The sequence below is a fragment of the Apilactobacillus quenuiae genome (genome assembly GCF_002994005.1).
GTDB classification, from domain to species: Bacteria; Bacillota; Bacilli; order Lactobacillales; family Lactobacillaceae; genus Apilactobacillus; species Apilactobacillus quenuiae.
Map to the genome: position 1 here is coordinate 169,690 of NZ_POSN01000004.1, position 23,223 is coordinate 192,912.

At 30.2% G+C, this 23,223-nt stretch carries 22 protein-coding genes; all 22 read left to right on the plus strand.

What is annotated here, in order from left to right:
- Positions 1–17 precede the first annotated feature (17 nt).
- The 22 genes from mreC (at position 18) to C7N44_RS06935 (ending at position 22,996) form a co-directional block, all read left to right on the plus strand.
- Positions 18–869: a rod shape-determining protein MreC gene (gene mreC / locus C7N44_RS06830; RefSeq protein ID WP_105957165.1), complete on the plus strand. Its 852-nt coding sequence runs from the start codon at positions 18–20 to the stop codon at positions 867–869.
- A gap of 14 nt (positions 870–883) precedes the next feature.
- Complete coding sequence (gene mreD / locus C7N44_RS06835) at positions 884–1,402, plus strand: rod shape-determining protein MreD (protein ID WP_105957166.1); 519 nt, start codon at positions 884–886, stop codon at positions 1,400–1,402.
- 27 nt (positions 1,403–1,429) lie between these two features.
- Positions 1,430–2,101 (plus strand): septum site-determining protein MinC, encoded by a 672-nt coding sequence (locus C7N44_RS06840; RefSeq protein WP_105957167.1) that lies wholly within the window; start codon positions 1,430–1,432, stop codon positions 2,099–2,101.
- Positions 2,101–2,913: a septum site-determining protein MinD gene (minD, locus tag C7N44_RS06845; RefSeq protein ID WP_105957168.1), complete on the plus strand. Its 813-nt coding sequence runs from the start codon at positions 2,101–2,103 to the stop codon at positions 2,911–2,913. Before C7N44_RS06840 ends, minD begins: the two co-directional genes overlap by 1 nt.
- 323 nt (positions 2,914–3,236) lie before the next feature.
- Positions 3,237–3,875, plus strand: a complete 639-nt coding sequence (locus tag C7N44_RS06850; RefSeq protein ID WP_105957169.1) for an amino acid ABC transporter permease — start codon at positions 3,237–3,239, stop codon at positions 3,873–3,875.
- Between the two features lie 12 nt (positions 3,876–3,887).
- A complete protein-coding gene (locus C7N44_RS06855) occupies positions 3,888–4,514 on the plus strand; it encodes an amino acid ABC transporter ATP-binding protein (protein ID WP_105957170.1) in 627 nt (208 codons plus the stop codon).
- A gap of 15 nt (positions 4,515–4,529) precedes the next feature.
- Positions 4,530–5,402 carry an amino acid ABC transporter substrate-binding protein gene (locus C7N44_RS06860; RefSeq protein WP_105957171.1) on the plus strand — a complete coding sequence of 291 codons (873 nt, stop codon included), beginning with the start codon at positions 4,530–4,532 and terminating at the stop codon, positions 5,400–5,402.
- 3 nt (positions 5,403–5,405) lie between these two features.
- A complete protein-coding gene (yfmF, locus tag C7N44_RS06865; RefSeq protein ID WP_105957172.1) occupies positions 5,406–6,665 on the plus strand; it encodes an EF-P 5-aminopentanol modification-associated protein YfmF in 1,260 nt (419 codons plus the stop codon).
- 2 nt (positions 6,666–6,667) lie between these two features.
- The gene (gene yfmH / locus C7N44_RS06870; RefSeq protein WP_105957173.1) at positions 6,668–7,945 is read left to right on the plus strand and encodes an EF-P 5-aminopentanol modification-associated protein YfmH; all 1,278 of its coding nucleotides are present in this window, start codon (positions 6,668–6,670) and stop codon (positions 7,943–7,945) included.
- A 77-nt stretch (positions 7,946–8,022) separates the two neighbouring features.
- Entirely contained in the window at positions 8,023–8,886 is an 864-nt protein-coding gene (locus C7N44_RS06875) for a helix-turn-helix domain-containing protein (RefSeq protein WP_105957174.1), read from the plus strand.
- Positions 8,887–8,941: 55 nt separating this feature from the next.
- Positions 8,942–9,523, plus strand: coding sequence for a CDP-diacylglycerol--glycerol-3-phosphate 3-phosphatidyltransferase (gene pgsA / locus C7N44_RS06880; RefSeq protein ID WP_105957175.1), 582 nt, complete (start codon positions 8,942–8,944; stop codon positions 9,521–9,523).
- Positions 9,524–9,573: 50 nt separating this feature from the next.
- Positions 9,574–10,044 carry a nicotinamide-nucleotide amidohydrolase family protein gene (locus C7N44_RS06885; RefSeq protein WP_105957176.1) on the plus strand — a complete coding sequence of 157 codons (471 nt, stop codon included), beginning with the start codon at positions 9,574–9,576 and terminating at the stop codon, positions 10,042–10,044.
- Positions 10,045–10,145: 101 nt separating this feature from the next.
- Positions 10,146–11,201, plus strand: a complete 1,056-nt coding sequence (recA, locus tag C7N44_RS06890) for a recombinase RecA (protein ID WP_105957177.1) — start codon at positions 10,146–10,148, stop codon at positions 11,199–11,201.
- A gap of 195 nt (positions 11,202–11,396) precedes the next feature.
- Positions 11,397–12,962 (plus strand): ribonuclease Y, encoded by a 1,566-nt coding sequence (gene rny, locus C7N44_RS06895; protein ID WP_105957178.1) that lies wholly within the window; start codon positions 11,397–11,399, stop codon positions 12,960–12,962.
- A gap of 79 nt (positions 12,963–13,041) precedes the next feature.
- Positions 13,042–13,845, plus strand: coding sequence for a TIGR00282 family metallophosphoesterase (locus tag C7N44_RS06900; protein WP_105957179.1), 804 nt, complete (start codon positions 13,042–13,044; stop codon positions 13,843–13,845).
- Between the two features lie 24 nt (positions 13,846–13,869).
- Entirely contained in the window at positions 13,870–16,485 is a 2,616-nt protein-coding gene (mutS, locus tag C7N44_RS06905; RefSeq protein WP_105957180.1) for a DNA mismatch repair protein MutS, read from the plus strand.
- Between the two features lie 17 nt (positions 16,486–16,502).
- On the plus strand, positions 16,503–18,443 hold the full coding sequence (gene mutL / locus C7N44_RS06910; RefSeq protein ID WP_105957181.1) for a DNA mismatch repair endonuclease MutL: 1,941 nt from the start codon (positions 16,503–16,505) through the stop codon (positions 18,441–18,443).
- Between the two features lie 23 nt (positions 18,444–18,466).
- Positions 18,467–19,081, plus strand: coding sequence for a Holliday junction branch migration protein RuvA (ruvA, locus tag C7N44_RS06915; protein WP_105957182.1), 615 nt, complete (start codon positions 18,467–18,469; stop codon positions 19,079–19,081).
- 16 nt (positions 19,082–19,097) lie between these two features.
- Positions 19,098–20,105 (plus strand): Holliday junction branch migration DNA helicase RuvB, encoded by a 1,008-nt coding sequence (gene ruvB, locus C7N44_RS06920; protein ID WP_105957183.1) that lies wholly within the window; start codon positions 19,098–19,100, stop codon positions 20,103–20,105.
- A gap of 78 nt (positions 20,106–20,183) precedes the next feature.
- Positions 20,184–20,519: a preprotein translocase subunit YajC gene (gene yajC, locus C7N44_RS06925; protein WP_105957184.1), complete on the plus strand. Its 336-nt coding sequence runs from the start codon at positions 20,184–20,186 to the stop codon at positions 20,517–20,519.
- Positions 20,520–20,654: 135 nt separating this feature from the next.
- Positions 20,655–21,635, plus strand: a complete 981-nt coding sequence (locus C7N44_RS06930) for a DHH family phosphoesterase (protein ID WP_105957185.1) — start codon at positions 20,655–20,657, stop codon at positions 21,633–21,635.
- A complete protein-coding gene (locus C7N44_RS06935; protein ID WP_105957186.1) occupies positions 21,635–22,996 on the plus strand; it encodes a DEAD/DEAH box helicase in 1,362 nt (453 codons plus the stop codon). Before C7N44_RS06930 ends, C7N44_RS06935 begins: the two co-directional genes overlap by 1 nt.
- The last annotated feature ends 227 nt before the right edge of the window (positions 22,997–23,223 follow it).

Below are 23,223 nucleotides of genomic sequence, written 5' to 3' on the forward strand. Positions count from 1 at the left end.
GTTCGGAGGAATTAAAGATGCATAAGTTTTTCTCCAATCGTAAATGGGTAATTATAATTGTCTGTATTGTTTTATGTCTTGGTTTTATGACGCTATCCATTAGTACTAGAAACAATCGTTCAATGCCCCCATTTATTCAACGATTTGGGAATGATATTGTTGGTATTACAAGTACAGTTGTTTCTTATCCAGTAAATGTTGTTCGTCATGGATCAGAAAATGTTAATAATTTAATTAATACTTATAAAGAAAATCAGCAATTAAAATCTCAGGTATCAAGTGTTGTTTCAACTAAAGTTAAAGATCAAGCAATTCAACAAGAAAATGCACAATTAAAAAGACAATTAAAAATGAATGCTAGTTTAACTGATTATCAAGCAATTACTTCAACTGTTTTATCAAGGACACCATCTGCTTGGCAGAGTCAATTTATTATCAATAAAGGTAGTAGTGCTGGTGTGCAAAAAGATATGCCAGTTTTAGGTGGCAATGGACTAATTGGTAGAGTTTCAGAAGTTAATACCACTAATAGTAAAGTTGAGCTAATTTCAGATAACTCAGATTCTAGTAATAAATTTTCAGTTGCAGTTACTAATAAAGATGGTAAAACTGTTAATGGTTTAATTAATGGCTTTGATAGAAATACCGGAGAACTAATTATGGGCCATTTAAATACTGGAATTGAACTTAAGAAGGGCGATAAAGTGTCGACTAATGGTCTTGGTGGAATTACACCAAAAGGACTTTATGTAGGAACTGTAGCTAAAAGTACTACTGATGATTACGGCACTTCATCTAAAATTTATATCAAAACTCCAGCTAGCATGAATGACTTAGAAGTTGTTACTGTAGCTGCTAAGAAACAATAAAGGAGGATACAAATATGCTAAGTCACTCTCCTTTAAAATATATTTTACCGATTGGAATATTAATTGCTTTATTTTTAGATGGTTCAATTTCTTTAGTGTTTAGTCATTTATTACTTAACAATTACTATTTTATTCCTCAATTAACATTCTTATGGCTATTTTTTGCGATGTTTTTTATACAAAGAATTAACATTAGAATTGAATGGTGGGCCGCACTATCTGGATTGATATTCGATATGTATTATACCGGTATTATAGGGGTATACTTATTTATCTTTCCGTTGGCAATATATATGGGTAAAAAATTATATAAATTACTTTCTGTCGATATTTTTAGCTCAATTTTGATTTATATTATTGATTTATCAATAATATATTTATTATCATTTTTTGTAAATAAGTTACAAAATTTAACCAGTATGTCAGATAGTTTTTTCTTAGTTCATGTTTTGGGACCTACTTTAATAATTAATATTTTATTTTTAGTTATTTTATATATTCCATGTCAGATCTTATTTGAACGTTTAGATTAAAAATATTGAAAGAGGAGCAATTGATTAATGCAATCAGCTGTGTTGAAAGGTACTCAATCAGGATATGAAGTGATTTTGAATGAATCATCAAGTTTGGAACAAATTAATATAGACTTAAAAAATTTGTTAAACAGGTTGAGTGAGAGCAATTTAAAAAAATCGGAAGATATTAAATTAAATATTCGTATTGGTAATCGTTTATTTTCTCAAGAACAAAAAAACACTATAATGGAGAATATAAATAGTTATCATGGCTTATCAGTTGGACATTTTATGTCTAATGTTCTTACTAAGGAAGATGCTGAAGCTAAGTTTAAACAAAAATATATTGAACCAATGAGTAAAACAATCAGAAATGGACAAGAAGTAAACATTGATGGTGATGTATTATTTTTTGGAAATGTTCATGAGGGTGGTAAACTATTCGCATCGGGTAACATTTATAATATGGGAAATATTAAAGGAATTGTTCAAGCAGGTTACCCTGATAATGAAGATAAGTTGATCATTGGCAATCTACATAATGCTCAACAGGTTAGAGTTGGTGAACAATACGATATTGTTTCAGATAATCCAATTAATAATAAAGAAAGTACTGTTGTTTATGTTAATGATTTACATTTATTAAGTTATGGTAAAATTAATGAATTAAAAGAAATTAATCCAAAATTTTTTAATCGGATTGGAGGTATTATCTAATGGGAAAGGCCATTGTAATTACATCAGGAAAAGGTGGAGTTGGTAAAACTACCTCTAGTGCTAATATTGGAATTGCTTTAGCAATGATGGGGAAAAGAGTTTGTTTAATTGACTTAGATATTGGTTTAAGAAATTTAGATGTTGTTCTAGGTTTAGATAATCGAGTTATGTATGACATTGTGGATGTTGCTGATGGCAGAGCTAAATTAGTTCAAGCTTTAGTTAAAGATAAAAGGTTTGATGATTTACTATATCTTTTACCTGCAGCACAAAATACTGATAAAAATGCTGTTAACCAAGAACAAGTTAAAGACATTGTTGATGAATTGAAGCCTGATTTTGATTATGTATTTATTGATTGTCCTGCAGGAATTGAACAAGGATTTATTAATGCTGTTTCTGGAGCTGATGGGGCAATTGTTGTAACAACTCCTGAAATATCTGCGGTTAGAGATGCTGATCGTGTTATTGGATTATTAGAACAACATCCACTAAAAGAATCACCTAATTTAATTATAAATAGGATTAGAACATCTTTGATGCAAGATGATAGTTATATGGATATTGATGAAATTACTACTCATTTAGGGATTAATTTATTAGGTGTTATTTTGGACGATGATAAAGTTATCAGTACCTCTAATATTGGTAAATCAATTGTTATGGATCCAGATAATCCAACAGCGCAAGGATACCGCAATGTTGCAAGAAGGCTAGAAGGTGAGACAGTACCTCTTATGAATATTAATAATTCGGTTAAGAAAGAGGGCTTCTGGAATAAGCTTACCCATTTGTTCAGTCATAAAAAATAAATAAAGTTGATTTAATTATTAAATTAAGTTATTCTTATTTTTATAAATTAAAAATTATGATCAGAAGCGCGTTAAATGATAATTCATAGAGAGTCTATTTTTCGGTGTAATTAGACAGTTATTATTAACGTTTCACGTCTGTAAATTGTTATTCTGAATGTTTATTAAGAATATACCGGTTTAATCCGTTATCTTTTGAGTTTTATACTCAATAAGCTACTTTATGCGAGTAAAGTAGGAAATTAGGTGGAACCGCGTTTTAACGTCCTTTTAGTAGATTTTTACTAAAAGGGCGTTTTTTATTTAAGGAGGTTGATATCAAAATGCACTATATATTAGAAATACTACCGTCGTTGTTCTCAGGAGTAATAACCACATTAGAAATATTTGGCTTAACTCTATTAATTTCCATTCCACTTGGAATTTTAGTCTCTTTAGCTTTAACAGGAAAACATTTTATAAAAGCTATTTTTGAATTTTATGTATGGATAATGAGGGGAACGCCATTATTATTACAATTAATTTTTATTTTTTATGGTCTACCTATTATAGGAATTGTTTTTCCACGTTTTGAAGCAGCATTAATTGCATTTTCATTAAATTATGCAGCATATTTTGCTGAAATATTTCGCGGTGGTTTTCAATCAATTCCTCAAAATCAATTTGAAAGTGCAAAAATGTTGCGCTTATCTAATTGGCAAACATTACGTAAAATTATAATTCCACAAGTTTTTAAAATTGTTTTACCATCAATTGGAAATGAAGTTATTAACTTAGTTAAAGATTCTTCTTTAGTTTATGTAATTGGAATTGGTGACCTACTTCAAGCTGGTAATATTGCTACTGCAAGGGATGTAACCTTATTACCGCTAATCTTAGTAGCTGTATTTTACTTAATTTTAACTGCATTGTTAACTTTAATTTTAAAAAAATTAGAAAAACGTTTTAATTACTGGAAATAGGGGGCGATTTTAATGTTTAAAATAGAGAATTTAAATAAAAGCTTTCAAAATAAACAAATAATTAAAAATATGAATTTGTCGGTTAATAGTAATGAAATCTTAGGAATAGTTGGACCTTCAGGAGCTGGTAAAACCACATTACTAAGATGCATTACAGGTTTAGAACCTTTTGACTCAGGTGATTTTTATATTGATGATAAAAAAATCGATCCTAGTGATAGTTCTGAAGCACTTATTGGGGTTGTTTTCCAAGATTATGGACTATTTCCAAATTTAACGGTTATCGATAATATAACTTTAGCTCCACAATTGGTTTTAAAAAAATCAAAAGAAGCTGCAGAAAGTGAAGCTCATAAATTAATTGATCAATTAAATTTGGGTGGTAAAGAAACACTATATCCATATCAATTATCAGGCGGTCAAAAGCAACGTGTGGCAATTGTTAGAACTTTGGCAATGCATCCTAAAATTATTTGCTATGATGAACCAACTTCGGCCTTAGATCCTAAGTTAAGCAAGGAAGTTGGAAATATCATTTTAAGCTTGAAAAAGAAAAATATTACTCAATTAGTTGTGACTCATGATATTCAATTTGCTAATCAAATTTCTGACAAAATAAAAGAAGTAAAACCAATTTAAGAGGTGAAAGCACTTATGAATAAAAAGGTTTATAGCATTCTAATATTTTTTTTATCTTTTTTATGTATTATGACACTAACAGGATGTCAGTCTTTAACTCAAAGGGCAAATAATCAAGACAATTGGTCTAAAATAAAGAAAGATAAGAAAGTTACAATTGGACTTGATGTGACATTTGTTCCAATGGGTTATGAAAACAAAAGTGGTCAAATTACAGGCTTTGATGTTGACTTGGCTAAAGCGGTGTTTAAAAAATATGATATTAAGCCTATTTTTCAACAAATTGATTGGTCAATGAATGTTACTGAATTGCGCAATGGAACTATTGATTTAATTTGGAATGGATTTTCTGAGAATCCAGAAAGAAAGAAAAACGTTGCATTTACTAAGCCATATTTATCTAATGAACAAGAATTAGTTACCTTAAAGTCTTCACATATCAATAATTTTAATGATATGCATGGTAAAATATTAGGTGCTCAAAGTGGATCTTCAGGGTTAAACGATATAAATAACAACCCTAAGGTTTTAAAAAATAAAATTAAAAATAAATATCCTATTTTATATAATTCCTTTACTAATGCTTTTATAGATTTAACCCATGGAAGAATTGATGGGTTGTTAATAGACAGTAATTATGCGAATTATTACATTGCTCATCAACATGATCCTTCAATGTATAAAATATCTACTGGAAAATTTCCAGATGAAGAATTTTCTGTTGGATTACGTAAAGGTGATAAAACAATGAAAAATAAAATTAATAAGGGTCTTAGTGAACTAGCAAAAAATGGTGAATTGGAAAAAATTTGTCGTAAGTGGTTTGGCAAAAAATATAAATCACCATTGTTAAAATTAGAACAACAATCACGACAAAAGGAAGGTTAAATATTGCAAAAATATATTTCAAATGGATTTAGTTTAAATACTATTCATGAAGATAAATTTAAAACAATCACAATTACTTGTGATTTAATCGAGCCCTTGAATATCAATGATTTTGCAAAAAGGGCATTGTTAGCTGAGCTTTTTGAAACTAACAATGCAGATTATCCAACGCAGACTAAATTGGCTCGTCAATTATCTAAAATGTATGGTGCTAGCTTTGGTACTAATCTATTAAGATATGGGAATCTATCAATTATTAGAATAAATTTGAGCATTCCTAACCCTAAATTTATTCCTGGAAATCATGCCTTATTACTAAGGGATGCAATTAATTTTTTGAATTCAATATTAATGCGTCCTTTAGTATCTAATAATGCTTTTGATAATGATACTTTTAATTTGCAAAAATCAAATATGCAAAAATATATTTCTTCTATTACTGACGATAAACAATATTATTCATCAGTTAAACTTAAAGAATATTATTATCAAAATGATAATCGAGGAAAGTTTTTATTTGGTGATGTTAGTCAATACGATAAAATTAACTCTTCCGATGAATATCAATATTATAAAAGTGTTATAAAACAAGATAATCTTAGAATTTCAGTATTAGGTGATTTTGATGATGAAACATTAATGTCTTACATTAATCAGATTAATATATCCAATCGTGATAAGATTTACAAAATAGATTATTATAAACATGCTGAATCTGAAGTGAAATGTATTACTGAAGATACAAATGCTACGCAAAGTAATCTTAATATGGCATATAATTTTCCAGTTTACTATGATTCTGATGATTTTTTTGCTGCATTATTATTTAATGCTATATTTGGTGGTAGTTCTCAATCTAAACTTTTTAAAAATGTTAGGGAAAAATACAGCTTAGCATATTACGCTAACAGCATGTTTAACTCTTTAAACGGTGTTATGATGATTAATTCTGGCATTGATGCTAGTAATGCTAAAAAGGTTCAATCCATAATTAACGAACAATTAAAGGCTATTCAAAATAAAAATATTAATGTTGACATTTTAAAAAGCGTTAAAGCCGAAATGATCAGTTCTAAAAAAGCTATTTTAGATAATCCTAGACAAAGCTTAGAACAAGAATTTGCTAACTCATTGTTAAATAGAAAACTTAGTTTTGAACAGTGGTGTGAAAATATTGATTCAGTTAGTATTGATGAAATTGCTAAGGTTGCCCAAAAAGTTGATTTACAAACTGTTTTCTTATTGAAGGGAGATAATAAATAAAAATGATAGAATTTAAATATCCTCAATATAATGAAAATGTTTATAAAGAACAATTAAAAAATGGCCTTACAGTCGTTATTGAACCTAAAAAAGGTTTTCAAAAAACTTATGCTTCTTTAACTGTAAAATATGGTTCAATTGATAATACTTTTATTAGTTATGATGATGAAAAGAAAGAGATGCCAGCTGGAATTGCCCATTTTTTAGAACATAAAATGTTTGATAAAGATGGCTATGATGCGATGGATATTTTTTCTAAATATGGTGCTAGCTCTAATGCTTTCACTAGTTTTAATCGTACTAGCTATTTGTTTTCTTGTACCAATTACATTAAGGAAAATTTGAATACATTGCTTGATTTTGTTCAAGAGCCTTATTTTAATGATAAAAAAGTTGATAAAGAAAAAGGTATTATTGCTCAAGAAATAAAAATGTATAATAATGATCCCAATGCGTCGTTATATTTCAATACAATTCAAAATATGTATCCTGATAGCCATTTGAATGTTGACATTGCTGGGACTGTAAAATCTATCAAAAAAATTACCTCTGATGATTTATATACTGCTCATAAGACTTTTTATCAACCGTCTAATATGCAGTTAAATATTGTTGGTAATGTTAATCCTGAAAAAGTGTTGAAAATAGTTATGGAAAATCAGAAAAAACATAATTTTTTACCTGCACAAAAAATTAAAAGAATTCAACCTTTATCTAAAAGAATTAATTATTTTAATCAAAGAAAAATGGATGTCTTTGGTACTAAAGTTGCTGTTGGTATTAAAGGTGATTCAGAATTGGGGAAAGATATTAAGTATGAGTTATCAATTTCATTACTTTTAGAAATATTGTTTTCTGAAGATTCTGATAATTACGCTTATTTATATAATAATGGTATTATTGATGACTCGTTTGGCTTTGACTTTGATTGTAATAAAAATTTTAATTTTGCTATTATTGCTGGAGATACTGAATATCCAAATGATTTTATAATGAATATCAAAAAGATTTTAATAAATGCAATTAGTAACTTAGATAACTATATTGACGAATTAGAACTAATAAAACGTGAAGAAATTGGTCAACATATTTTGATTATGAATTCTATTGAAGCAACGGCCAATAATTTAGGCGATAGTGATAATAATTTTGTGAATTTATTTGATGAAGTAAATTTGATTAATAATATTACGATTGATAATTTAAAAGAATATGGTTCTAAATTTATATTAGATGAGAATATTATTTCTAATGTAATTTTTCCATATTCTGACAAATAATTATTTTAATGCCTAATTATTGGTTATGTTATGATATACTAAAATTATGAAAAATATATTTAAGTGGAGTAATTTCTATGGCAAAAGATGAAAACAAAGAAGTAGAAATCGGTAAATCACTACATGATGCACGTGTTGCAAAAGGTATGTCATTAGACGATGTGCAAAAGATTACCAAAATTCAGGCTCATTATTTAGAAGCAATTGAAAATGAAGAATTTTCAGAATTACCAGGAGACTTTTATGTTAGAGCTTTCATTAAACAATATGCTGATACTGTAGGTATTGATGGAATGGAATTACTTAGTGAACATGATGATAGTTTACCTGATACTCAGACTGAAGAATATAGTCAGAAAGTTTCAGAGGATACTTTATCCAAACGTTCTAATCGTCAAAATAAAGAAGAAAGAATAAATTCTTTTAGAAAATTCATTCCAATCATCGGAACTATTATTATTGTATTAATTGTTGTTTTTGTTATATGGGGGATTGTTGCTAAAACTAACAAATCTTCTGATACTAATATTAATAATAATAGTTCTGTATCAGTTAGTGGTTCTTCTGAAAACGTTAAATCATCAAATGATAACCATAATAAAAAACACAGTAAAAAAGTTACTTCTAAAAAGGATGTTAACAATACTACTATTAAAAAATTAAACTCAACTGAATATGAAGTTAGTGGAAGTAAAAACAATACGATTAAATTAGATGCAAGCAATCGTGCTTGGTCATCTATTTCAACTAATGGTAAGTCACTATTTTCAGGATCTCAAGAAGCTGGTAATAGAAAGGCTGTGAAATTACCTAATGGTACAAAAGATGTTTCTATGTCATTAGGGAATGTACCATCAACTAAGATTTTTATTAACAATAAGTTACTAAATCTTGATAAAAGTGTACCTATGACTACTGTTTTAACTATAAAATTTAAATAAAAAGGGCTTAATAGCCCTTTTTTTAATCTTACATATTAAAAAGGAGATTTATATTTTGAATTTACCGAATAAATTAACATTGATTAGAATTATCATGATTCCTATTTTTATTTTATTATTGGCATTTCCCTTAAACTTAGGAACTACTATTTTACTTGGTACAACAGTTCCTGTCGTTAGGATTATGGGTGCAATTATATTTGCAGTGGCATGTATTACTGACTTTTTGGATGGTCAAATTGCTCGTAAAAATCATTTAGTTACTAATTTTGGAAAATTTGCTGATCCTCTAGCTGATAAAATGATTGTAATGTCAGCTTTTATTATTTTAGTATCATATGGTTTAGTTCCTTCATGGGTAGCTGCAATCATCGTATGTCGTGAGTTGGCAGTTACTGGATTAAGGCTAATAGCTGTTGAAAATGATGGGAAAGTAATTTCTGCAGCTTGGCCTGGTAAGATTAAAACCGCAAGTCAAATGATTTCAATTATTCTTCTATTAATGAATGACTTCATTGTATTACCATTTAATCTTGGTTTAGGAACAATCATATTGTATATCTGCTTGTTCTTCACAGTTTATTCGGGAATTGAATATTTTGTAAGAAGTAAAGACTTATTTGCTGATTCTTTTTAAACAAATATATTACTATATTACGTATTTTAATATTGAAAGGTCGAATAATAATGAATATTGATGCTTCAATTATTAAGAACTTTATTAACGATGATATATCTATTACTGCTGCAGAGAGTTTAACTGCAGGCCTGTTTCAATCTACTTTAGGTAATATTTCAGGGGTCTCTGCAATTTTTCCTGGTGGCTTTGTAACTTATTCAAATTCTGCTAAAGAGTTACTATTAGATATTCCAGAAAATATTATCAGCGATAATGGAGTTGTTTCTGAGCAAACTGCAATTTTGATGGCTAAGCAAGCTAAGAAAAAAATGATTACTAATGTCGGAGTTTCTTTTACAGGAGTAGCAGGTCCAGACTCTTTAGAAAACAATCCGGCTGGTACGGTTTTTATAGGAATGGATTACTTAAATCGTTTACCTTATTCTAAAGAGTTTCATTTCAATGGAAATCGTAATGATGTAAGGGCTAAGTCAGTTATTGCTGCTCTTAAAATGCTTGCCGATGAGTATAATAAATAGTGCGAACATTTGTTCATTTTTACTTGCTTTTTGTATTATAGATTAGTATAGTGTAAATATTGAATATTTAGGAATAAAGTATTTTTAAAGGAGGTCATTGAATGGCTGATGAACGTAAAGCCGCTCTAGATGGTGCCTTAAAGCGAATTGAAAAGGAATTCGGTAAAGGTTCTATTATGAGAATGGGAGATCGTGGTGACACTAGAATTTCAACAATTCCAACTGGTTCGCTTGCATTGGACAATGCACTTGGAGTAGGTGGATTTCCTCGTGGAAGAATTGTTGAGATTTATGGACCTGAAAGTTCTGGTAAAACAACACTTGCGTTACAAGCGGTTGCTGAAGTGCAAAAGCAAGGCGGAACTGCTGCTTATATTGATGCTGAAAACGCATTAGATCCAGTTTATGCTACTAATTTAGGCGTTAATATTGATGAATTGTTGTTATCACAACCTGATACTGGTGAACAAGGACTTCAAATTTGTGATGCCCTAGTTTCTAGTGGTGCTGTTGATATAGTAGTAGTTGATTCTGTTGCTGCATTAGTACCACGTGCAGAAATTGAAGGTGAAATGGGTGATGCCCATGTTGGATTGCAAGCTCGTTTAATGTCACAAGCTCTTAGGAAACTATCTGGATCTATTAATAAAACTAAAACTATTGCTCTATTTATTAATCAAATTAGAGAAAAAGTTGGAGTTATGTTTGGTAATCCTGAAACAACTCCTGGTGGTCGTGCTTTGAAATTTTATTCAACGATTCGATTAGATATCAGAAGAGCAGAACAAATTAAAAATGGTACTGATGTTATAGGTAATCGTACCAAAATTAAGGTTGCTAAAAACAAGGTAGCTCCTCCATTCAAACGTGTTGAAGTTGATATTATGTATGGGGAAGGTATTTCTCAAACTGGTGAATTAGTAGATATGGCCGTTGACCAAGATATTATTAATAAATCAGGTTCTTGGTATTCATACGGAGATGAACGTATTGGACAAGGTAGAGAAAATGCTAAGCAATACTTAGTTGATAATCCTGACAAAATGAGTGAAATTAACAAAAAAGTTCGTGTTGCTTATGGTATGGATGAAGATGACTCCAAAGAAGAATCTGATGACAATAAATCCAAAGATAGTAAGCAAACTGAAAATAAATAGTTAATAAAAATAGAGTTATTTAGTTATTAATGCTAAATAACTCTATTTTTTAGCTTAATATCGATGTTTATTAAAGTAGATATATTGACACTTTTATCAGTAAAATTTAAAATATAGTAGTACTTAAATAATTTAATTACACTTAAAATATAGTTTAATTCATTTTTTGATGGTTTGGAGGTGTAACTTAATTCTATGAATTATATATTAATTGATATAATCCTCGTAATCATCGCTGTTGTTTTGGGTACCTTTATTGGTATGTTTTTACACAAAAACATAGTTGAGAAAAAGTTGGCTATTGCTCATAAAAGTGCTAAAGACATCTTAGATAATGCTGAAAGACAAGCAAAAACATCTTCTAAAGAAAAAATTCTTGAAGCTAAAGAAAAAAGTAATCAGTATCGTTCTAATATTGAAAAAGAAATTAAGCAAAGACGTTTAGAAGTACAAAGACAAGAAAATCGCTTAATTCAACGAGAAGATGCTTTGGATAGAAAAGATGATGCTTTCGATAAAAGGGAAGATTCTCTCAATAAAAGAGATGAAAAACTTAACGCTAATCAAAAGAAGTTGGAGCAAAGACAGCAGGAAGCCAATAACTTGGTTGAACAACGTCAAACTGAATTGGAAAAAATATCTGCACTTTCTCAAGATGAAGCCAAGGGCTTAATTATTAAAGAAACTAGCGACAAATTAGCAGATGAGAGGGCTAAGATGGTTAAAGATAGTTATAATGAAGCCCAAAAAGAAGCAACTACCAATGCTAAAAATCTTGTGATTGAAGCAATACAACAAAGTGCTGCTGATATTGTGTCTGAGACTACTGTTTCAGTAGTTACTCTACCAAGTGATGATATGAAAGGTCGTATTATTGGTAGAGAAGGTCGTAATATTCGTACTTTTGAAACCCTTACGGGGATCGATTTAGTAATTGATGATACTCCAGAAGCTGTTGTATTAAGTGGATTTGATCCAATTAGACGTGAAGTTGCTAAAATGGCATTAGAAAAATTAATTAAAGATGGTCGTATTCATCCAGCTCGTATTGAAGAAATGGTTGATAAAAGTCGCCGTGAACTTGATGAAAAGATTCAGGAAATTGGTGAAGAAACTGTCTTTGACTTAGGAATTCATTCTATGAATCCTGAAATGATTGGAATGATTGGTAAATTGAAATTCAAGATTTACTATGGTAGAAATGTATTAAGTCATTCAATCGAAGTCGCAAAATTATCTGGTGTATTAGCATCTGAACTTGGTGAAGATGTTGTTTTAGCAAAACGTGCAGGATTATTACATGAAATTGGTCGCTCTGTTAATAATGAAACTGAAGGTTCTCATATTGATATCGGAATTGATTTAGCTAAAAAATATCATGAAAGTCCAGCTATTATTGATTCAATCGCCAGCGATGACGAAAATAGGAAACCTAAGTATATTATTTCAGAATTAGTAAGTATTGCTAATAAAATTGCAATTTCGAGACCTGGTGCTAAAAGTAAGTCATTAGAAAGCTTTGTTCATCGTCTTGAAAGTCTTGAAAAAATTGGAGATAGCTTTGATCAAGTTAAAAAAAGCTATGCTATTCAGGCAGGTCGAGAAATTCGCATAATTGTTAAACCAGATAAATTATCTGATACGCAAGCAATTGTTTTAGCAAGAGACATAAAAAATAAAATTGAATCTGATATGGAATATCCAGGACATATTAAGGTGACAATTATTAGAGAAGTAAGATCAATTGAATATGCAAAATAAAAAAGGCCAAATGGCCTTTTTTATTTTTGCTAAATCGGTGTAAAATTGACATTATATAAATAATGAATTGAGGATAAATATGAAAATTTTGTTTCTTGGTGATGTTGTTGGAAATATTGGAATGAAAATGATAAAACAATATCTGCCAATCCTAAAGAGAGATTATAAACCACAATTAACAGTTGTTAATGGGGAAAATGCGACTTCCTTTGGTCGTGGAATTAATCGAAAAGTTTATAAAGAAATTATGGATGCTGGAGCTGATGTAATTACTCTAGGTAATCATGCATGGAATAATGAAGAAATATTTGATTTTATAGATAAAACTAAGAAATTAGTTCGTCCTTTGAATTTTCCAGGAAATGATGTTCCAGGTAATGGTTATACCATTGTCAATATAAATGGTAGAAAAGTTGCTGTTATTAATTTGCAAGGTCGAATTTTTATGGATCCAATTGACGATCCATTTAGAATGATTGATGAATTAATAAATAAATTAAAATCACAGGTAGATAATATTTTTATTGATTTTCATGCTGAAACAACTAGTGAGAAGCAAGTTATGTCTATGTATTTGGATGGAAGGATTAGTGCAATTGTAGGAACTCATACCCATGTTCAGACTAATGATAATCGTATTTTAAAGAATGGAACTGCTTTTATGACTGATGCAGGAATGTGTGGCCCTACTGACGGCGTTTTAGGTATGAAATATGAAAATATTATTCATCGCTTTTTAACCCAACGCCCGACTAGATTTGAAGTAGAAGAAAGTGGTGGCGGGATTGTTTCTGGTTGCATTATTGATATGGAAAATAATAGTATGAAAGCTAAATCTATAAATAAAATATTAATTAGTCCAGATCATCCTTATCAAGGATAAGATTTTTAGTAAGGTAGGTATCTAATGGTAAAATCAGCTAAATTAACCCCAATGATGGAACAATATCAAAAAGTTAAAGATCAATATAAAGATGCTTTTTTATTTTATCGTTTAGGTGACTTTTATGAAATGTTTGATGATGATGCTATAAAAGGTGCACAAATATTGGAATTAACTTTAACTGCTAGAAATAAAAATTCTAGTAATCCAATACCAATGTGTGGAATTCCGCATAAAGCAGTTGAATCCTACATTAACACTTTGGTAGATAAAGGTTATAAAGTAGCCATTTGTGAACAAATGGAAGATCCTAGGTCTGCAAAAGGAATGGTTAAACGTGCAGTTACACAATTATTAACACCTGGAACAAGGACTGAAACGGGTGCTGCAAATGCAAAAAATAATAACTATTTAACGGCTTTAGAATATGATAAAAATAGTGAAAAATATGGTTTTGCTTATGCTGAATTATCTACAGGTGAACTAAAAACTAGTGTTTTAAGTAATATTGATACTTTAATTAATGAAATTATGAATTTACAAACTAAAGAAATTATTGTTGGTGATAATGTATCAAAAGATGATATTAATACCTTTAAAAAATTAGGTGTTTTAGTTTCGCATCAATCTGATATTGATGTTAACGATAGTATGAGTGACTTAACTAATAATTTGCTTAATACTTTAGAAAAAAAGACAACTGAACTTTTGATTACTTATGTTATCAAGACTCAAAAGCGTAGTTTATCTCATATGAAAGCCGCAGATTCGTATCGCCCTGCAGAGTTTTTAAAATTAGATCATAATTCACAATATAATTTAGAATTAACCAAGAATATTCGTACTAATAAAAAGTCTGGAAGCTTATTGTGGTTATTGGATGAAACCAAAACTGCAATGGGCGGTCGTAAACTTAAAACATGGCTGGATCGTCCATTAATAGTTAAAAATCAAATTATTAAACGTCAAAATGCGGTTCAAGAGCTACTGGATCATTATTATGAACGTAATGAAATTAGTGATATTTTGGTTAAAGTTTATGATTTAGAAAGACTAGCCGGTAAGGTTTCTTTTGGATCTGTTAATGGCCGTGATTTGATTCAATTGCGATCTTCTTTGGAACAAATACCTAAGCTGAGGTATGAAATAACATCAATTGATTCTGATTCTTTTAATAATATTTATGATTTATTGGATCCAGTTGATGATGTTGCTCAAATGATTCATGAATCTATTACTGAAGAACCACCAATTTCAGTTACTGATGGTGATTTGATTAAAGATGGATATAATAAAACTTTAGATGATTATCGTGATGCGATGAATAACGGTAAAAAATGGATTGCTGAGTTGGAGAATAAAGAACGTAAGACAACTGGCATTAACAATCTTAAAATTGGATATAATCATGTTTTTGGCTACTATATTGAAGTTTCTAAAGCTAATTTAAATAAGTTACCGGAAGATCGTTACGAGCGAAAACAAACATTAACTAACGCTGAAAGATTTTCCACTCCAGAATTAAAAGAAAAAGAAAAACTAATTATTGAAGCACAAGAGAAATCCAAAACCTTAGAATATGACATATTTAGCAAAGTACGTGAAAATGTAAAAAAATCAATTAAAAGGTTACAAAAATTAGCAAATGCAGTTTCGACAATTGATGTTTTACAAAGTTTTGCAGTCATATCCGAGAATTATCGTTTAGTTAAACCATCTTTGAATGATAATCATGATTTAGAAATTGTCGATGGTCGTCACCCAGTAGTTGAAAAAGTGATGGGGCACCAATCTTACGTTCCTAATAATGTTAAGATGAATCCTGATACGAACGTATTGCTAATTACTGGTCCCAATATGTCTGGTAAAAGTACTTATATGCGTCAACTAGCATTAGCAGTCATTATGACTCAGATTGGATGCTTTGTGGCTGCTAAATCAGCTCAAATGCCAGTTTTTGATCAAATATTTACTAGAATTGGTGCTGCTGACGATTTAATTTCTGGTGAAAGTACATTTATGGTTGAAATGAAAGAATCAAATGAAGCCATTCAAAATGCCACAGATAATAGTTTAATATTATTTGATGAAATTGGTCGTGGAACTGCTACTTATGATGGGATGGCATTAGCCCAATCAATCATTGAATATGTTCACAATAATATTCATGCTAAAACTTTGTTTTCCACTCATTATCATGAGTTAACTGATTTAGAAAATACTTTACAGCATTTAACTAATGTTCATGTTGGGGCTATTGAGAAAAATGGTGAACTTGTATTTTTGCATAAGGTTAAACAAGGAGCTGCTGATAAGTCTTATGGTATTCATGTTGCCAAACTAGCAGGTTTGCCTGATAATTTATTATCACGTGCAGATAATATCTTAGAGCAACTTGAGAATGATAAAAATGATGATAAGGTTATGAATATTGAAGCCTCACCAATTTCCGAAGATAATATTAAAAATGATGAAGAGCAACAATTATCATTGTTCAATGATAATAGTGCGAAGAATAAGAAATACAACACTTCAAATGTTAAAATTATTAATGACATTAAGAACATGGATTTAATGTCCAAAACACCAATGGAAATTATGAATGCTGTTTATAAATGGAAACAAAAAATTGAAAAATAATGAATGGAGGGGATTATTTGTCAAAAATTCATGAATTAACACCGATATTAGCGGATCAGATTGCTGCTGGTGAAGTTGTCGAAAGACCTGCTTCAGTAATTAAAGAATTAGTAGAAAATTCTATCGATGCCAAAAGTACGCAGATTGATATCAATGTTGAAGATTCTGGATTAAAAAGCATGCAAGTGGTTGATGATGGTATAGGAATTGAAAGTGATGATATTAAATTGGCTTTTAAACGTCATGCTACTAGCAAGATTAATAATCCTCAGGATTTATTTAAAGTCCATTCATTAGGATTTCGAGGTGAAGCATTGCCTTCTATTGCATCTGTTTCTGATGTTCAATTAAAAACTTCTACTGGAGATGAAGGGACTAAAATTCATATTAGAGGAAGTAAGATTGAATCCATTATGCCTTCTGAATCCAGAAGGGGGACATCAATTACAGTTAGTGATCTATTTTATAATACACCAGCAAGATTGAAATATATGAAATCATTGCAAACTGAGTTAGCTAAGATTACTAATATTGTTGATAGATTAGCAATTGGTCATCCTGATATTGCTTTTTCGCTTGTTCATAATAATCGAGAATTAATTCGTACTTCTGGTCGTAACAATCTCCAACAAGTGATTGGAGATATTTATGGTGCTAGAAATTTAAAACGGATTATTAAAATTGATAATCAAGATGATGATTTTAAGATTAATGGCTATATTAGTTTGCCAGAATTAACCAGGGCATCTAGAAATTACGTTACTATTATTTTAAATGGTCGTTATGTAAAAAATTATAATATTTTTAAAGCTCTAACTGATGGATATGGTTCTAAACTAATGGTTGGACGCTATCCTATTGTTACTTTAAATATCAATTTAGATCCTACTTTAATTGATGTTAATGTTCATCCAACTAAACAAACAGTTCGTATTAGTAAGGAAGAACAATTATGTAATTTGATTTCTAAAACTGTTTATGATGCCATTTTTCCAAAAAACTTGATTCCTGATGTGATGAATCGAGATCGAGCGGTTAAGCCTCATTATGAAACTAGTCAAATGCAAATGGATCTAAATAAAGCATCAACTCACTATTCTACAAATAATATTGAAAAGTTAAAAGATAGCAATACACCATCCGATTTAGATAATATAATTGATAATTCAGTTAAATCAGATGTTGAATCTAGTGACGTTGAAAATTCGATCATTGTCAAAAATAGGTCTGATTTAAGTAATCCTTCAGTAAAAAAGTTTGCAGAAAAATATGATAATGAATCTGATATTTTACCATTTGATAAAAACAAAGAGCAGTTAATGTCAGATGATGATAATCCTACTGATGAAAAAGAAGGCCGTTTTCCTAATCTACGTTATATTGGGCAATTACATGGAACTTATTTGATTACTGAGTCAGATAATGGAATGTATATATTAGATCAACATGCTGCCCAAGAAAGAATTAATTATGAAAAGTTTAGGACTGAAATTGGGGATGTTTCAGATGATCAACAAAATTTGTTAGTTCCAATAGTTCTTGATTATCCAGCACCAGATGCAATTATTATTAAACAAAAGATTGATGTTTTGCATAGTGTTGGGATTAACATTGAGATTTTTGGTAAAAATAGCTTTGTAGTTAAACAACATCCAACTTGGATTAAGGGTTCTGACGAAGAAGAAACAATTCGATCAATGATTGATTGGGTTATTGCAAATAAAAAGATATCAATTGCAGCTTTTCGTGCTAAAACTGCAATTATGATGAGTTGCAAACGTGCAATAAAAGCTAATCATCATCTAGATCGAAAACAAGCAATTAATTTAATTGATAATCTATCAAGGGTTAATAATCCATTTAATTGTCCGCATGGGAGACCAGTATTAGTTTCATTTTCTAATGCTGATATGGAGAGAATGTTTAAACGCATTCAAGATCCACATAAAAGTGAATAATTATTTAAAAGGATGTAAAAAATATGTATGAATATTTAAAAGGAATTATAGCTGATGTAAAACCTGGATACGTTGTCGTTGATGTTTCAGGAGTAGGATACTTAGTTCACACTTCTGATCCTTATCGTTTTTCTACTGATGAAAATAAAATCGTTAAAATTTTCATTTATCAAGCAGTAAGTGATTCAGCACAAACGCTATATGGTTTTTACACTAGAGAAGAAAAGAGTATTTTTGAAAAATTACTAAGCGTTTCTGGTATTGGACCTAAGAATGCATTAGCAATTTTGGCTGGAAATGATCCTAAATCTTTAGTCAAAGCAATCAATGAAGAAAATGTTACTTATTTAACTAAGTTTCCTGGTGTTGGTAAGAAAACAGCTAAACAAATTATTCTAGACTTAAAAGGTAAAATTGATGATATTGCACCATCGTTATTTGATAATGTTGATGAAATAAAATCAAATAATCTTAACGAATCTGATAGTAAAGAATTAAGCGATGCATTACAAGCCTTGGAAGCTTTAGGATACACACATCGTGATGTAGAAAAGATTAAGAAACAATTATCTAAAACAGCGCCAATGACTACTGATGAATATCTAAGTAATGGCCTTAAATTATTAACCCAATACTAAAAGGAGGAATCTTAATATGGACGATAATCGAATTGTTTCTGGTGACAGTGCTAGTGATAATGAGGAATCAGTTGAAAAATCTCTTCGCCCACAACATTTATCCGAATATATTGGTCAAGATGATTTAAAATCAGAACTATCGGTTTATATTAAAGCGGCTAAACAAAGAGAAGAATCATTAGATCATGTTTTGCTTTATGGTCCACCTGGATTAGGTAAAACGACGTTAGCAATGATCATTGCTAACGAAATGGATGTGGGCATTAAAACGACCAGTGGTCCTGCGATTGAAAAATCAGGTGATTTGGTAGCTTTACTTAACGAATTACAGCCAGGTGATATTTTATTTATTGATGAAATTCATCGCTTACCTAAAATGGTTGAAGAAATGTTATATTCTGCAATGGAAGACTTTTATGTTGATATTGTGGTTGGACAAGGACCAACAGCGCATCCAGTTCATTTTCCTTTGCCACCATTTACTTTAGTTGGTGCCACAACTAGAGCTGGAATTCTTTCGGCACCATTTCGTGATCGATTTGGTATAGTTGAACATATGAAATATTATGAAACTAAAGATTTAGAAGAAATTGTAAAACGTTCAGCTGATATTTTTAATGCTGAAATTGTTACCAAAGGAGCACATGAAATTGCTCGTCGCTCTAGAGGAACTCCTAGAATAGCTAATCGCTTATTAAAAAGAGTACGTGATTTTGCACAAGTATCTGATAAAGAAAACATCGATGCTGAAATTGTTGACCATTCCTTGAATATGTTAGGTGTTGATGATGAAGGACTAGATAACACTGATATTAAATTATTAAAAACAATGATTGTATATTATAATGGTGGGCCAGTGGGTTTAAATACATTGGCTGCTAATATTGGTGAAGAGACTGATACAATTGCTGAAATGTATGAACCATATTTGTTGCAGATTGGCTATTTAAAAAGGACAGCTCGTGGAAGAATGGTTACTGAAACTGCATATAAACATCTAGATTATCCAATTAATAATAATTAATTTATGGTAGACTATTATTAGTAGTTCTGATAACCTATTATATAGATATGTTATGAGTTGAAAGAGTAGGTGAAAATAATGGGTAATTTCGCAGGATTTGCAATTATGATCGTCCTTTTTGCTGTTATGTATTTCTTGATTATTAGACCACAAAAGAAACAACAACAAAAACATGCCGAAACTTTAAAGCAACTACAAAAGGGTGATCACGTTGTTACAATTGGTCGCCTTCATGGTGTAGTTGATGATATCGATACTGAAAATAAGACTATTACATTAGATTGTGACGGGATTTATTTAGTATTTGATATGAACGCAGTTGCTAAGGTAACTGAACGTGTTGGTGAAGCAACTTCAAATGATGATAAAAGTTCAGAAAATGAAACTGAAGAAAAATCAGAAAAAGAAGACTAGTTAAAAAAGCGATTTTCAATACAATGAAAGTTGCTTTTTTTATTTCTAATAATTTTATTTAAACGTTATAGGCGTGTGATATAATTGTTAGATATATTAAGATAAGAAATAGATTGAAGGTCATTAATTATAATTATGCAAAATATTTTAAACACGTTTAATTTATCAACTGAAAAGAAAATTATTAAAGCCATTTGTGATTTTGATACGATTATCATTCATCGTCATCAACGACCAGACCCAGATGCTTATGGATCTCAAATGGGCTTAGCAAATATTATTAAAACATCTTTTCCCAATAAAAATGTTTACTGTGTAGGTAAACAATATCATGGGTTTGATTGGTTGGGTAAAACCGATAATATTGATGATGATGTTTACAAAAATGCATTGGTAATTGTTTGTGATACTGCTAATCAGCCTCGTGTTGATGATTCTCGTTATACTAAAGGTAAAATGATGATTAAGATTGACCATCATCCTAATGATGATCAATTTGGAGATATTATGTGGGTTAAACCAGAAGCATCAAGTACATCTGAACTTATTTATGATTTATATAATGCTTCTAAAAAACTAAAAATTAATGATGAGGCTGGTAGACTTTTGTATGCAGGAATTGTTGGAGATACTGGTCGATTTAAATATCCATCAACATCTGCAAATACTTTTAGAGTTGCTTCCGAATTAGCTAAATTAAATTTTTCTACTACTGAAGTTAATAACATTGAGTCTGAAATTGATGTTCCATTAGCACGTTTATCAGCTTATGTATATGAACATCTAAATATTAAAGAAAGCGGAGCAGCTTATCTAGTTTTAAGTGATAAAGTTCTAGAACCATTTAATTTAGGTGATGAAAGTACTTCTGCTGTTGTTCCATTGCCAGGGAATATTAAACAGGTTAGTTCATGGGCTATTTTTGTTCAACAAAAAGATGGTAGCTATCGCATTAGACTACGTTCTAAGGGACCATCAATTAATGAACTAGCTAAGAAATTTGGCGGCGGTGGTCATCCACTAGCAAGTGGTGCAGTTGCTAATGATGATGAAGAAATTAAGCAAGTCATTGAACAATTAGATACACTAGTTGCTGATTATAAAGGAGATAAATAATGACAACTACTTTTAAGCAATATAATTTTAAACCGTTCATTATGAATGCTTTAGATGAATTAAAATTTAAAGAACCAACAAAAATACAAGAAAATATAATTCCCGAAATTATGAAAGGGAGAAGTGTAGTTGGTCAATCTGCTACTGGTAGTGGTAAGACCCATGCCTTTTTATTACCTATTTTTGAAAAAGTTAATCCTGATGAAAACAGTGTTCAAGCAGTAATTACTACGCCAAGTCGTGAATTGGCTTATCAAATTTATGAAAATGCTAAGCAATTAGCTAAACATGGTGATAAAGTAATTCACTTAGCCAATTATGTTGGTGGTACTGATAAAAAACGTCAAATTGAAAAATTAAAAAATGAACAACCACAAATTGTAATTGGTACTCCTGGAAGAGTTGCTGATTTAATTAAAGGTCAACATTTAGATGTTCATACTGCTAAAAAATTAGTAATTGATGAAGCTGATATGACAATGGATTTAGGCTTTTTAAATGAAGTTGATACTATTGCTGCTAGTTTTGGTAAAGATGTTCAAATGATGGTATTTTCAGCCACAATTCCACAAAAATTACGTACATTTTTGAAGAAATACATGACCAATCCATATATTGAAAATATTCCCAATGCTTCTGTAATCAATCCTAATATTGATAATTTATTGATATCAACCAAGGGTGAAAATCGCAATGATTTAATTTACAAGCTAATTACTATGGGTGAACCATACTTAGTATTGATTTTTGCTAATACTAAGAAAAGAGTTGAAGAACTGTATGAATACTTACGTAATCAGGGACTAAAAGTTGGAATGGTCTCTGGTGCTCTAACACCTCGCGAACGAAAACGTATGATGAAACAAATTCAAAATCTTGATTTCCAATTTGTAGTGGCTACGGATTTAGCTGCTCGTGGTATTGATATTGAAGGGGTATCTGATGTTATCAATGATGATATTCCAGAAGACTTAGAATACTTTATTCATCGTGTTGGTAGAACAGGTAGAAATAACATGTCTGGAACTGCTATTACTTTGTATGATCCGGATGAAGAAGATGAAATTGATGCCTTAGAAAAAATGGGTATCTCATTTAAACCCAAGGCTATCAAAGGCGGTCGTATTGTAGATACTTATGATCGTAATCGTCGTAAAGCTCATCGTCGTGGCCATGATAAGCTTCAACCTAATATGATTGGTATGATTAAGAAGAAAAAACGTAATATTAAACCTGGTTATAAACGCAAAATTAAAAATGAATTAAGACGTAATGATGAAATTAATCGTCGAGTCGAACAACGAGAAGAAGGACGTCGTAAGCGTAAATCCAGAAAGAATAGTTCTCAACGCTATAGATAATTATTGACACCATTTTTAACAAATTCTATAATCATATATGAGAGTAACAAAGAGAATATATTTATATTAAATAACTGTTTAAGAGACATCTTGGTTGGTGCAAAAGATGAGTTTTTGGTATAAATGCTGTCTTTTTATGATGAATTAAATCGCTACTCGGCGTTATTGAGAATAAAGAGGTAAACGAAAACATCGTTGCAAGTAAAGTGGTACCGCGTGTAAGCGTC

Excerpts from the sequence above, each read along its gene's own strand:
- C7N44_RS06935 (WP_105957186.1), top strand. The coding sequence starts at position 21,635 with ATGACAACTACTTTTAAGCAATATAATTTTAAACCGTTCATTATGAAT.
- recA (WP_105957177.1), top strand. The coding sequence starts at position 10,146 with ATGGCTGATGAACGTAAAGCCGCTCTAGATGGTGCCTTAAAGCGAATT.
- mreD (WP_105957166.1), top strand. The coding sequence starts at position 884 with ATGCTAAGTCACTCTCCTTTAAAATATATTTTACCGATTGGAATATTA.
- C7N44_RS06900 (WP_105957179.1), top strand. The coding sequence starts at position 13,042 with ATGAAAATTTTGTTTCTTGGTGATGTTGTTGGAAATATTGGAATGAAA.
- minD (WP_105957168.1), top strand. The coding sequence starts at position 2,101 with ATGGGAAAGGCCATTGTAATTACATCAGGAAAAGGTGGAGTTGGTAAA.
- C7N44_RS06875 (WP_105957174.1), top strand. The coding sequence starts at position 8,023 with ATGGCAAAAGATGAAAACAAAGAAGTAGAAATCGGTAAATCACTACAT.
- yajC (WP_105957184.1), top strand. The coding sequence starts at position 20,184 with ATGGGTAATTTCGCAGGATTTGCAATTATGATCGTCCTTTTTGCTGTT.
- mutS (WP_105957180.1), top strand. The coding sequence starts at position 13,870 with ATGGTAAAATCAGCTAAATTAACCCCAATGATGGAACAATATCAAAAA.
- mreC (WP_105957165.1), top strand. The coding sequence starts at position 18 with ATGCATAAGTTTTTCTCCAATCGTAAATGGGTAATTATAATTGTCTGT.
- ruvA (WP_105957182.1), top strand. The coding sequence starts at position 18,467 with ATGTATGAATATTTAAAAGGAATTATAGCTGATGTAAAACCTGGATAC.
- C7N44_RS06850 (WP_105957169.1), top strand. The coding sequence starts at position 3,237 with ATGCACTATATATTAGAAATACTACCGTCGTTGTTCTCAGGAGTAATA.
- C7N44_RS06885 (WP_105957176.1), top strand. The coding sequence starts at position 9,574 with ATGAATATTGATGCTTCAATTATTAAGAACTTTATTAACGATGATATA.
- C7N44_RS06855 (WP_105957170.1), top strand. The coding sequence starts at position 3,888 with ATGTTTAAAATAGAGAATTTAAATAAAAGCTTTCAAAATAAACAAATA.
- C7N44_RS06840 (WP_105957167.1), top strand. The coding sequence starts at position 1,430 with ATGCAATCAGCTGTGTTGAAAGGTACTCAATCAGGATATGAAGTGATT.
- C7N44_RS06860 (WP_105957171.1), top strand. The coding sequence starts at position 4,530 with ATGAATAAAAAGGTTTATAGCATTCTAATATTTTTTTTATCTTTTTTA.
- C7N44_RS06930 (WP_105957185.1), top strand. The coding sequence starts at position 20,655 with ATGCAAAATATTTTAAACACGTTTAATTTATCAACTGAAAAGAAAATT.
- yfmH (WP_105957173.1), top strand. The coding sequence starts at position 6,668 with ATGATAGAATTTAAATATCCTCAATATAATGAAAATGTTTATAAAGAA.
- ruvB (WP_105957183.1), top strand. The coding sequence starts at position 19,098 with ATGGACGATAATCGAATTGTTTCTGGTGACAGTGCTAGTGATAATGAG.
- rny (WP_105957178.1), top strand. The coding sequence starts at position 11,397 with ATGAATTATATATTAATTGATATAATCCTCGTAATCATCGCTGTTGTT.